This window comes from Paenibacillus rubinfantis (assembly GCF_001486505.1).
Lineage (GTDB): Bacteria > Bacillota > Bacilli > Paenibacillales > Paenibacillaceae > Fontibacillus > Fontibacillus rubinfantis.
The window spans coordinates 34817-47137 of sequence record NZ_LN909066.1; the positions used below are offsets into that span (position 1 = coordinate 34817).

At 54.8% G+C, this 12321-nt stretch carries 10 protein-coding genes and 1 pseudogene; 3 read left to right on the forward strand and 8 right to left on the reverse strand.

What is annotated here, in order from left to right; translation table 11 throughout:
• Window positions 1-13: 13 nt before the first annotated feature.
• The 5 genes from BN3277_RS17680 to BN3277_RS17700 form a co-directional block, all read right to left on the reverse strand.
• Window positions 14-763, reverse strand: a complete 750-nt coding sequence (locus tag BN3277_RS17680; RefSeq protein WP_059044988.1) for an ABC transporter permease — start codon at window positions 761-763, stop codon at window positions 14-16.
• Window positions 735-1493: an ABC transporter ATP-binding protein gene (locus tag BN3277_RS17685; RefSeq protein WP_059044990.1), complete on the reverse strand. Its 759-nt coding sequence runs from the start codon at window positions 1491-1493 to the stop codon at window positions 735-737. Before BN3277_RS17685 ends, BN3277_RS17680 begins: the two co-directional genes overlap by 29 nt.
• Window positions 1494-1568: 75 nt before the next feature.
• The gene (locus tag BN3277_RS17690; protein WP_059044992.1) at window positions 1569-2513 is read right to left on the reverse strand and encodes a hypothetical protein; all 945 of its coding nucleotides are present in this window, start codon (window positions 2511-2513) and stop codon (window positions 1569-1571) included.
• A 276-nt stretch (window positions 2514-2789) separates the two neighbouring features.
• Entirely contained in the window at window positions 2790-3785 is a 996-nt protein-coding gene (locus BN3277_RS17695; protein WP_059044994.1) for a glycerophosphodiester phosphodiesterase family protein, read from the reverse strand.
• A 34-nt stretch (window positions 3786-3819) separates the two neighbouring features.
• Entirely contained in the window at window positions 3820-4506 is a 687-nt protein-coding gene (locus tag BN3277_RS17700) for an FHA domain-containing protein (RefSeq protein ID WP_059044996.1), read from the reverse strand.
• 198 nt (window positions 4507-4704) lie between these two features.
• On the opposite strand from BN3277_RS17700, the gene BN3277_RS17705 reads away from it, so the two are divergent.
• Window positions 4705-8034 (forward strand): DEAD/DEAH box helicase, encoded by a 3330-nt coding sequence (locus BN3277_RS17705; protein WP_059044998.1) that lies wholly within the window; start codon window positions 4705-4707, stop codon window positions 8032-8034.
• A gap of 62 nt (window positions 8035-8096) precedes the next feature.
• On the opposite strand, the gene BN3277_RS26440 is transcribed toward BN3277_RS17705, so the two are convergent.
• Together BN3277_RS26440 and BN3277_RS17710 are read right to left on the reverse strand one after the other, a co-directional pair.
• Entirely contained in the window at window positions 8097-8543 is a 447-nt protein-coding gene (locus BN3277_RS26440; protein WP_392396654.1) for a discoidin domain-containing protein, read from the reverse strand.
• Window positions 8520-9677: pseudogene (locus tag BN3277_RS17710) on the reverse strand (glycosyl hydrolase family 8); the annotation flags it as partial. The pseudogene BN3277_RS17710 and the gene BN3277_RS26440, both read right to left, overlap by 24 nt.
• A gap of 311 nt (window positions 9678-9988) precedes the next feature.
• On the opposite strand from BN3277_RS17710, the gene BN3277_RS25825 reads away from it, so the two are divergent.
• Both BN3277_RS25825 and BN3277_RS17715 read left to right on the forward strand, forming a co-directional pair.
• A complete protein-coding gene (locus tag BN3277_RS25825; RefSeq protein WP_187380101.1) occupies window positions 9989-10165 on the forward strand; it encodes a hypothetical protein in 177 nt (58 codons plus the stop codon).
• A 148-nt stretch (window positions 10166-10313) separates the two neighbouring features.
• Complete coding sequence (locus tag BN3277_RS17715) at window positions 10314-11171, forward strand: SDR family oxidoreductase (protein ID WP_059045002.1); 858 nt, start codon at window positions 10314-10316, stop codon at window positions 11169-11171.
• 32 nt (window positions 11172-11203) lie between these two features.
• Here BN3277_RS17715 and BN3277_RS17720 read toward each other — a convergent pair whose 3' ends face one another.
• Complete coding sequence (locus BN3277_RS17720) at window positions 11204-12310, reverse strand: GerAB/ArcD/ProY family transporter (RefSeq protein WP_059047293.1); 1107 nt, start codon at window positions 12308-12310, stop codon at window positions 11204-11206.
• Window positions 12311-12321: the final 11 nt, after the last annotated feature.

Here is a 12321-nt window from a genome sequence, read left to right on the forward strand (position 1 = left end):
CCTTTCAACATAATCAATAGGACTTGCGTTCAAAGCGGGTGACGCTGCTTACATAAGCCATCATACTATAAGCGATCAAAATGAAAAACGATTGCAGCAGTTTGTCGGTGCCAGCCCCGGCGCCAACCCATAACGTGTGCCAATCCGTATAAGAAAAAGGCGACCAGATCGCAAATGCCGGGAACATCACCGGGAGCAGCTTCGCCGCCGCATATACCAGGATCATGGAGCCGAGGGCTGCCGCGCTGTTCGCAAAAAACATCGCGATCCACACCGCGATTAGGCTAAGTGCGGCCAGCGGCACGATCGATACGGTATAGGCGATCAGGCTGTCCGTCCACTCGTGAACCGGCGATGCGGAGAACGACAGCAGCCCGCTTACCGCGGAAGCAATCCCGGCGGCGGCTAAAATGGCCGCAGCGGCTGTGCCGAGCGCCAGCACCTTGGCGGCGAACAGCTTGGCGCGGGTCACCGGACGCACCAGCATAAGCTTCATTGTTCGTGCGGAGGTTTCGCCGGGAAACAAATCGGCAGCCGCCATAAACAAATAAAGCGGCAGTAAAAAGCCCGTCACGACATTCAAGGTGATTAAGGAGACCTGCCTGCCCAGTGCAGCGCTCAGCCCCAAGGCCCGGCCAAGGAAACCGATACCCAGCGTAAACATTACCGGAATCAAGACGGCCAACGCGAGTACCGCTTTGGTTCTTTTACGCAGCCACAGCTTCTCCACTTCATTACGCCAGCTTGCCAGCAGTGCGTTCATGTAGATCCTCCCCTTTACCTGATTGGATGGCGTCCAAATAATAATCTTCCAACGTCATGTCCGGCGGCACCAGCTCAAAACGGCGGCCGAACCGAACCAGTTCTCCGCGGTGAAGGATACCAATAGATGTCACGATCGGTTCGAGATGGCTTAACATATGGCTCGAGATCAGAAAAGCAATCCCCTCTTCGCGGGCCAGTCGAGCGATCGTTTGGCGAAGCTCCACCATGCCTTCGATATCCAGTCCATTGGTGGGCTCGTCGAGGATCACAAGTCGCGGTTCCGGCAGCAATGCAGCTGCCAGCGCCAAGCGCTGCTTCATTCCCAGGGAATAGTGCTTCGCCCGCTCGTTCTGATAAGACGCCAAACCCGTCATTTCCAGCACTTCCTCGATGCGTGAAGCCGGCAGACCTGGATAGTAACGGGCGGCTTGCCGAAGATTCCGCTTTCCGGTCATATAGTCGTAAGCGTCCGCCGCTTCGATCACGCAACCCACTCGCGACATGGCTTGCTCATAGTGCGTATTCAGATCGCATCCGAACATCCGGATCCTCCCCTCATCGGGGCGGCATAATCCGGTGATTGTCTTGAGCAGGGTCGTCTTGCCGGCCCCGTTTTGCCCGAACAACCCCACGATATCCCCGGCTTTAACGTCAAAGCTGACCTGACCGATCCCGCGTCCGTTGCCGAATCGCTTACTTACCCCCTGCACTTCCAAAAGCGTCTCCACCTGCTTCAACTCCTATCGATAAGTTCTCAACAAACGATGCCGGGCCGCCTGGCCCGGCATCCGGCTAAACTCGGTTTATCGATGCCCATGCGGCATATGTTCCGACCTCTCGATGGTTACGACCTGCTTCCCGGTCAAGTCCACGGTATCCGGGGTCGTTTGACCAAATCCAGACAGATCAAAGCTGGCTTTGATCACAACTTCGTGGGCTTGCCCTGCCTCGTCCGTACCGCGGACAATCATCTGACCCTGTTGATGCTCCACCAATTGATCCTTGTTGATGTCCGCATCCAAACGGATATCCTCGACCTTCACGTCCTTGGTTAAGGCCGGGAGATCAAAATCCTTCAAAGAAGGATGCATCGACATCATCGCGTTGGAGGAGGATCCCATCATGCCGTGGCCTTGTTGTGCACCCTGACCGCCTTCTGCCATCATCTTGTCGGCTGCGGCCATATGTCCGGCCGCAAGGGAGCCCGCCGCCTGTACAATCGCCGGAATTTGGCTACCGCTTAAATGCAGTGTGGTTTGCTTGCCGCCGGATGGCAGCTCCTGGACCGTGGCCAAATCTTTGATATTGCCCAACAAGGCTTCCATCAGCTGCTCCGCATGCTGCGGCGGATCAAAATCTCCGTCCCCGAACCGCTGCTCGTCTTCCGCAAGCGGCAGGACATGGTAGGTGTCGGTATCGTCGCCGCCGACAAACACCATTTTCCCGTCTTGCTTATACGCTTGGAACGTTTGTGTTCCCGAGGCTCCGGTCAACTCGATGTTCGCGCTTAGGGTGTCCTTCTCCTTGTTCAATTTGACCTCCAGCTTGGCGTTTACAATCGTCTTCCCGTTGTCGGTCACGACGATGCGGCCTTGGTTCGTTAAGCTGGATGCGGCATGCGTCTGCTTGATGGCGGTTTTGTACGTTTCGTACCCGGACGTTCCCGCCATAGCGGACAATCCGCTGCCGAGCAGTAGCGCAGCTCCGATGCCGAACACCGCTCCACGCTTGATCCATTTCTGGTTCATCTTCAACTTCCTTTCCCTTTGGTTTTGTCCTTCCTTTCTTAGCTTAGCCCCCGGCTCTAAAGCGCTTCTTAACGAATTCTAAAAAAAGTATAAAAAAGCCGGCTTAACGCCTATTTTAAAGACGTCAAGCCGGCTGATCAGCCATGATTATATCGGTTTTAGGAGGTTTCGGACGACCCGGGTGATAAAGGGAAAAATCACGGTCTTGGGACTCTTGATTCATGTCCTTCATCTTCCTTTATCAATATCCTTCTCTCAGTATATTGATAATCGTTCTCAATCGTCAATCCCAGTTTGTACCGCCTTCGCAATCCGGTCGATTCGGTTCGTCCAGATCCAGCCGCTATATCCCCCCGGCAGGCGCCTCATATCCTCGATCGTATCGAAGCCGCTGGAGAAATCACTGCCGTCCCCGCCGACAATGACGACGCGCGTGTTCGCCCGTTCCATGCGGTTTAGGAATTTATCCGGCCAGCCCCACAGCCAAGGCGCGATTTTCTCGGGGATATGCAGTTCGGTGTTACGGCAAGCGTCGGGGATGTATCCCGTCCAGCCGGAAGCTTCATACGAAAGCAGACATTGCTTTAATGTCGCTTTCGACATAACCCTTATCTCCGGTAGCAATTCCTTTAAGGCCGCGATGGGTTGGTCCCCACCGTAGACGGTCAGCAAATCCCGTTCCTCCTTCTTCAAGGTAGAAAGATAGGCCGCCAGCTGCTTCCCCTCCTCGGGATCCTCGCTCTTGATATGCAGCAATAGCTCCTTCCCGGGGAAATGCTCCACCACCTCAGGTAATGACGGCATCATCCCAACGCCTTTGCCGCGGAACGGATACGTCTTGCCATGATCGACCGTATAGCCGTAACCGATATCCAACATCTTCAGCTCGGCCATCGTATAGTCTTTTGTGGTGCCCTCGGCATTGGTGCGGCATTCCAGGGTCCAGTCGTGAAATACGGCGAACTGCCCGTCCTGGGTTGGCTTCAGATCCAGCTCCACCATGTCCGCGCCCGCCGCAAATGCCGCTTCCATAGAAGGCAGCGTATTCTCCAGAAACTCATGCTCCGGCTCGTAAATCCGCTCGGCCGTACACGTGTCGTTTTCGATTCCCTCCATCGGGAAGGTTTGCGCCAGACCGCGATGGGCCAACAGCTTCGGCTCCCCGCCGCGGGCGGCGGTCAAATGCGGCGTATTGTTTAAGTAGATAAAGGCTATAAGGATGAGCAAAATCCATAACGTTCGCGCTCTAAAGATATTCCTGATCTTTCGCATTCCAGTCCCCCCGATTCCTACCCAAGCCCTGCTTTTATTCTGTCTCTAAAATATACCCGCTCCCCCGGATCGCGTTGATCTGGAACGTATCGCGCCCGTATTTCTTACGAATCCGATAAATTAATGTCGTTAATTCATCGATTGTAACGTCCGGCAGCCCGTCAGGGCCCGGACTGCGGTCGTACCATACCGTCTGCTTGATCTCGCGGATCGTTACCAGCCGGTTCGGGTGCTCATGGAGTAGCTGCAGCAGCAAAAATTCCTTTTCTGACATCGAAATTTTAACGCCGTCCACGATACATTCCCGCTTCTCCCAATGAATCGTTACCGTTCCTTCAATCGCTTCCGGGTGCGACACACTGCTCACCGGCTCAAACTCCAGGGTCTGTTCCCCAGGCGAATAAGAGAAGTGCAGCACGCTTGTGCCCCGCGCCAATTTCAAGATATCGTTCGTTTCCAGCACGTAAGGGGCATGCGGGATCATCCGCACGCCGTTCAGCTCCGTGCCATGACGGCTTCCCATATCGTAAGCAACCGCACGCTCCCCTTCCCGCCGAATCATGAGATGCTTGCGGGAAATAAAGATGTTCGTAAACGACATATCCGGAAAATGATCCGAAGACGTGCGCCCGATCTCCGTCACATCTTGATCCAGGTACAAGCAGGTTCCGGGACGAAACGGGTCCCCGCGAAGAATATAAATACAGGCAAAGGTATCCATACCTCAATTCCCTCCATTTGCATTTCCATCATCATCTTATCTTAAGGGAAGGGCAAAGAATATGGCAACCGCAGTGACATTATCCTCACAGCTGGCTGATACCCCCTCGTTTTTAACCGGGCGGTTTTCTGTTATCATAAGGGGAGAACAAAAGGCGAACGCCTGACGAACGGAAATGGACAAGAGAGGAATTCATCCATGAGCTTTCAGTTAACGCAGCGCGTCATCAAATTATTATGCGGCCGAATCGCTTACGAGCGCGGTGAAGCCTATTACCGGACCGGTAAAGTCACTTTCTTACGAATCGATCACGGCTCCAGGGTCTATGAAGCGGCGGTGTCCGGAACCGGCCATTATCAGGTCTCGCTGCAGATCGATCAACATGGCGACGTGCATGCGGAATGCAACTGCCCGGCCTTCTACTCCTATAACAACTATTGCAAACATATCGCCGCCGTCTTGCTGGGGATTCATGACATGCTGCAGGGCGGAAAGCCGCCGGTTCGTCCTTCCCGGTCGCTGCTGCATCAGGATGACGATTTGAATCTAACGGGGGATGCTTGGAACAGCTCCCCTGGCGTGATCCAGCGAAGACAAGCCGGGGATATCCCCTCGCGCGATATCTGGATCGCCCGCGATATGATGCGTTTGTTCGAAGACAACGCCCAGCCTCCGCTGCGGACCGGAATGATCTTCGACCAACGCACGCCGCTGGAGGCGGAATTTACGCTCCGTCCGGTGCCGTACGGCTACCGCAAGTACCTATTTGGCCTGGAGTTGAAGATTGGCGAGAAGCGCCTTTACATCGTTAAGAACATCCGGGATTTTCTCGATAAAATCTCGCGCCGCGAGCCCTACAGCTTCTCCAAGCATTTCAACTACGATCCGGAACGTCACGGCTTTCGGCCTGAGGATGAAGCAATCCTGCAGAAGCTGGCGGAAATCCAGCGTAATGAGCAGATGTACCAAGAGAGCCTGGGAGGTTATACAGCAAAATCCTACGGTCATTCCGACCGGCTGCTGCCGATTCCGCCGTTTTTCTGGGACGGGCTGCTGCCTCTTCTCGTTCAGGCGCCCAACGTGCAGTTAGAACAAGACGGCCAGATATGGCCGGGACTGACGGTGACGGACGAATCACTGCCCCTAAGCTTTGACCTCGGTCAGGCCGGGGACGATAGTTACCAATTTTCCGCCCAGGGTCTGGACGAGGTTACGGTGATGGATGCCTACGGGGTGATTTTGTCAGCAGGCAAGCTTATCCGGCGGCCGCCGGCGCAAACCCGCCGGCTTGCCGAGATGAAGCACATGCTCGCCACCGCCCGGAAGCAGCATATCCTGATCTCGCCTGATCAGATTGAACCCTTCGTGGAACGCGTGCTGCCCGGACTTATGAAGCTGGGGAACGTTCACGTCGAAGAGAAGGTTGCCGGCCGTATGGTGCGGACCCAATTGAAGGCCCGGGTCTATCTTGACCGGGTGAAGGATCGGCTGCTGGCTGGCTTGGAATTTCAATACGGCGACATCGTATTGAATCCGTTGGAGGAGCACGGACCCAAGCGCGGAACCGATTTGATCCTGCTGCGCGACGGTGAACGGGAACGGCAAATCCTGGACTTGATGGAGTCCGGCTTGTTTGCGCGGACGGAAAGCGCCTATTTCCTCGACGACGAGGAGGCGGAATACGAGTTCCTTTATCATGTCATGCCCGAGCTGGAGAAACTGGCGGAAATCTACGCCACCTCGGCCGTGAAGACTCGGCTGATTCCCGATCTGCGTCCGCCGAAAATCTCCGTCGAGCTGGACGAGCGTACGGATTGGCTGGAGTTTCGCTTCAGCATGACCGGGATCGGCGAATCCGAGATCCGCGGCCTGCTGGAAGCGCTGGAGGAGAAGCGGCGGTACTACCGGCTTCCCAACGGCGCGCTGATGCCGCTGGAAAGCGAGGAGTTCCAGGAGATCGTCCGTTTCCTGAACGAATTTGGCCTGAGTCAAAGCGAGATCCGCGGACCGGAGTTCCGGCTGCCGGTGCTTCGCGGTTTGCATATCCGGGACGATCAAGGACAAGGCGGAACGGTCAAGCTCGGCAAAGCGTACCGCGAGCTGCTGCAGAACCTGCGGCAGCCCGGCAATCTGGATTTTCCGGTGCCGCCGCATCTCTCTGATGTGTTGCGCGATTACCAAGCCTACGGCTATCAATGGCTCAAGACGTTGGCCCATTACCGCTTCGGCGGCATCCTCGCCGACGATATGGGACTTGGGAAGACGCTGCAAAGCATCGCCTTCCTCGTGTCGGTGCTGCCGGAAATCGCCGAATCCGGGCAGCCGGCGCTGATCGTCTCCCCCGCTTCCCTGGTGTACAACTGGCGAAACGAGTTGACGAAATTCGCGCCTGACATCAAAGCAGTTATCGCCGACGGCAGTAAAGCCGAACGGGTACGGACATTACGCGAGGCATCGCAAGCGGATGTCGTAATTACCTCTTACCCGCTGCTGCGCCGCGATATCGAGCAGTTCGCCGAGCTTTCGTTCCATACGTTAATTTTGGACGAGGCCCAAAGCTTTAAAAATCACGCCAGCCAAACGGCCCAAGCGGTGAAAAGCCTGCAGGCTAAACATCGGTTCGCCTTAACCGGTACCCCGGTGGAAAATTCGCTGGAGGAGCTGTGGTCGATCTTTAGCGCCGTGTTCCCCGAGTTGTTCCCGAGCCGCCAGGCGTTTAATGACTTGTCCCGGGAGACGGTGGCTAAACGCATCCGCCCCTTCCTCCTGCGCCGGCTGAAAACCGATGTACTGAAGGAGCTTCCGGAGAAGATCGAATCGCTTCAGCCCTCAGAACTGCTTCCAGAACAAAAGAAGCTTTATCTTGCTTACTTGGCTAAGCTGCAGCAGGAGACGCTTAAGCATTTGGATGCGGACACTTTCGGGCAGAACCGTATTCGCATTCTGGCCGGGTTGACTCGATTGCGCCAACTGTGCTGCCATCCGGCGCTGTTCGTTGATGGTTATGATGGCGGTTCAGCCAAATTTGACCAGCTGATGGAAATGATCGAGGAATGCCAAAGCGCAGGCAAACGTGTGCTGATCTTCTCCCAATTCACGGAGATGCTCGGGTTGATTGGCCGGGAGCTGGGCTATCGGGGGCTGCCTTTCTTCTATCTCGACGGAAAGACGCCAGCGGTCGAACGGGTGGAGCTATGCTCCCGCTTTAATGACGGGGAACGCGACTTGTTCCTCATCTCGCTGAAGGCCGGCGGGACCGGCTTGAACCTGACCGGAGCGGATACGGTTATCCTGTATGATTTATGGTGGAATCCCGCGGTTGAGCAGCAAGCTGCCGACCGAGCCCATCGGATCGGGCAGAAAAATATCGTCCAGGTCATTCGATTGGTGGCCCAAGGTACCGTAGAAGACAAAATGTACGAGCTGCAGCAGAAGAAAAAGCACCTGGTAGATGAGGTGCTGAAGCCCGGGCAGGAAACGTTGTCCGCACTCACCGAGCAGGAAATCCGTGAAATCTTAATGATCTAGCTCCATAAAAATAGGGGTTCGAGACCGACCAGCAACTGATCGGTCCCGAACCCCTATTCGATTCATTGACCCGTGACCTCAAACTCGTACAACGAATAGCCGTAAGGAGTTCCCCGTTCGATGCCGTACATGCGGACATACCTTGCGGATTGCGGTGTCAGCGGAATTTCGTCCAGGCCGCCGTCCCCGCTTGCGGTCGAATATACCTCCTGCCAATGCTCCGGCGATCCGCTGTCGGTGGAGATTTCAATCTTATACCGCTTAGCGTAAGCGACCTCCCAGCGCAATTTGACGCCGTTGATTTGCCGCACCGAACCCAAGTCAACATAGATCCATTCCGGATCGGAACCTTCCCGGCTCGCCCATCTTGTCATTTGGTTGCCATCCACAGCCAGCTCCGGTTCAAATCCAACGCCTTCGACCGTGCTGGAAACGGCGGTCTTATTAAGCGCCAGGTTTGGCGCTTCCGGTATCGGTGTGCCTCCGGGCTTCCACCAGTTCCCTGTCATGTACAGCATATTCAGCAAATTATAGCTATCACTGAAATAATCTTCCTTTTTGTTCTTCATCCAGTCCCAACCGGCATTGACCCAAGCTTGATTCGCGGAATTCACCGTTCCCGCGGAAATGAAAGGCGCTACGAAAACAGCGGTGGCATAATCCCCAAAGGCCGTGCCGTCCAGCTTATAGCCGTTTTTGATATGAGCCGGGTTCCCGCCGGTTTTGCCTTTGATCCAGCTGGCCATCATATCGGCAAGCGATTTAGCCCGCGTATCACCATAAAAAGCATAATCCATGACGATGCGCAGCGGAACCCGGCTGGCGTTATAAGAATATTGATTGGTTTCCTTGAATTCGTCCAAATACCATTCCGGCGCCGGCTTCGGCGGGTTCCCAACCACAAAATCGGAGATGAGTCCCGTATTTGGCGAATACGTCGCCGTAAACTGCTGATACACGTTGTATAGACTATCGATCACGTGGATCCATGTCTCATCCCCGGTCACCTCGTAAAAGGCCCGCAGATGACTGAGCATCCAATCCGAAGGGCGCGTATTCAGCGCATTTTTGCCATCCCAATCGCCCAAATTCAACCGGTAGCCGGTTGTTACGTAACTGGCTTTGATTCCGTCGGTTATCATCTTTTTTGCTTCCTGCAGGTAATTCACTGCCCCGCTTGATCCCCACTGATTATGCGCCAAAATCAACGAGTACGCGATATCGATATCGCCGTCGGTGGCCGAGCCAAAATGCCCTTGGGCCGCTTTGCTGTCGGCTACAACCCAGCCCATCAGGTTAGGGTTTCCACTGCTCTTGTATGCGCGAGCCGTTTTGAACAACCCGTCGTAGATCGCCCGCGCATTGGGATCATATCCGGCCATCAGCACGGTGATGATCATCCCGTAACCTTGCCCCTCGGAGGAACCCAGCGCCGTAAAGCCATCGGGATCGCCGGTGATATTCCCCTTCACGTAATACCCGCCGGGTAATGAAGCCAAGTTATTTTTGAGATAGGTCGATTTCCAGTAATCGTAGTAGGCCACAACCGCCTGATTCATCGCCGCTTGGGTCACATGGCTGGGCTTCAATACGCCCGGATAGCTGACCTGCTGCGGGAACGGCTTAAGTTCACCGGCGGCGGAAGCCGGAGAAGCCGGGCCAGCTGCCCCTAAAGAGGCGGTAACCAACAAGCATAACCATAACAGACAAACCTTTCGAAGCATCATTTCATTCCTCCTTAAAGCGAAAGTGGTAAACCTTCTCTTTCGTTAAGCGTTTTCAGAAATGCTGGTAATGAAGCGCTAAGGATGTCTTATTTGCATTTTATAACAATTTTTTGGAAAAATAAACCGGACAACCTCTCCTGAAACAAAAGGTTTGTAATTGCCGCGATCGGGATACCCTAAAGAAGGGTAAATGACCAACATAGCAGACCGACATAAGGAGGATCAACATGGAACACCAAAATGAACAAGCCCGCGATGAAGCCGAGCTGCGCAATAAACTGGACCAGCAAGGCGACTCCTTGGCTGAGAAGAAGAAAATCGAGAACGGCGTGGATATCGAACCGGAAGCGGATGAATGGGTAGCCAAACCGGTGCCGTTCACCGACACGGATTCCGCGAAATAATTGGCGTTTTCACGCAACCGTCCGCAGGGCCCTTAGGGGTTCCTGCTTTTTTTGTGCCCCCGTGGACCTGCATATAACAGGATAACCGACCGGACAGTCGAATATCTTGGTTAGGAGCAGCCAAAAACCTATCGAGGGGCGTGAAAAGATGGAAGCGTTCGCAAAAGATCTGCTGAAGGAGAAAACGATCCTGATTACCGGCGGCGGGACGGGACTGGGCCGAGCGATGGCCGAACGGTTTCTGCAGCTTGGGGCCAAGGTCGCCATCTGCGGTCGCCGCGAGGAAGTATTGCGCAGCGCAGCGGAAGAAATGACGGCCGGTAGTGGCGGCGAGGTGTTCACGCAGCGCTGCGACGTGCGCGATCCCGAGCAGGTACGGACCTGCATCGACGCGGTATGGCAGCATTTCGGGAGCATCGACGTGCTGGTCAATAACGCGGCCGGCAATTTTATCAGCCCAACCGAACGCCTGTCCCCCCGGGCCGTTGACGCCGTTTTGGGCATTGTGCTGCATGGGACCTTCTACATGACGCTGGAGGTTGGAAAACGCTGGATCGAGCTCGGGCAACCTGGGACGATGCTGAATATCGTCACGACCTATGCATCTACCGGCTCGGGTTACGTCGTCCCCTCTGCGGCGGCCAAAGCCGGCGTGTTGTCCCTAACCCGCTCGCTGGCCGTCGAATGGGCACCACACGGGATCCGCCAGGTGGCGATAGCGCCGGGTCCCTTCCCGACGGAAGGAGCCTGGTCCCGCTTGTCTCCAACGCCGGAGCTGGCCGCGAAGATGCTGGGGCGCGTCCCGCTTGGCCGGACCGGCCGCCCGCAAGAACTGACGGACTTGGCCGCCTTCCTCATTTCGGACGCCGCAGCTTACATCAATGGTGACGTCATCACGATCGACGGCGGCGAATGGCTGCGAGGCGCCGGCCAGTTCAACGATCTGGCCGAAGTTACAGAAGAGGAATGGGATCGGCTCTCCGAATTAACACGGAAGGGCAAATAGCGTTCGCGATTTGGGGGGAGGCGATTCAAGTGCTAAGCGATTTGCCGTTCTTCTTCCCCTCCTCTCTTATTTTTACGAATCAGCATTAAGATGATCAGCATAACCGGAAGTCCGACCTGAATGAGCGGATACCACTTCAGCACCAGATCAATTCCTACCCACAGATGATGCGTAAAATTAGGAGAAGCAAACGACATCCCTAAAACGGCGATACCAAATGGAATAACCCACTTCTTATACGATGTTCCGGTGATCCGGGAGCCCCCCACTACGGCTCCAATATAGAAAAGAACCAGTTTGGTTCCCAGTCCGATAAACAAAACGAGCACGAACAAAATATCCATTCTTTCGAATACCTCAACTAATTCGATTTGCTGGACAACCTGCAACAACGGGAAGGTTACGGTCTCTGCCAGCTTTGGCCCCAGCACCAGAACATTCATCTGATTAATGAGGAGCAGAAACAGCGCCGTGATTCCGTAGGTGATGAGGATCGACCTGCGGAGGCTTCCCTCTTGATGGATCATCGGAAAGAAAACCAGAAACAGCACGGTCTGCCCAAACGGAAAAGAGATGACGTTCGGAACGTTCTTCATCACCGGTTGAAGACCATTCTCCAGCACAGGGAGCATGTTCTCGAAATGAATCAGGCCAACGCCGGCAATCATCGAGACGAGAACTAAGTAACTTATGATGATAAACGGGATCATGACAAGGCAGCTCAGGAACACCACCCGGGGCCCATATCTGACACTGTTGGCGATCACCAGGACGGCGATCAGCATGATCACCACGATGGGGGTTCGATTTAACAGCACATAAGAAGCCAGTTCACCTAAGTCTCTCAAGTTGCGCGAAGCTTCATAGGCGAAATACGCCGCAAAGATACTCCCGGCAAGTGTCCCCGCAACTTTACCGAAATAGAGTTGGCATAACTCGAACAAATCCCTTTGGGGATCGAGGTGATGGATGGTCAGATGCAGCAGGAGGAGCAGCAGCCCGGCTAACGCCGCGAGAAGCAGCACCAGCCAGGCATCCTGCTTTGCTTCGGCACCAATCTGAAATAAGGTGGTGCTTCCGACTTCAAACAACGCAAAGCTGGAGATAAACTCCGGGAGTCTGCATTTTTTTATTTCCATAAAATTCATTC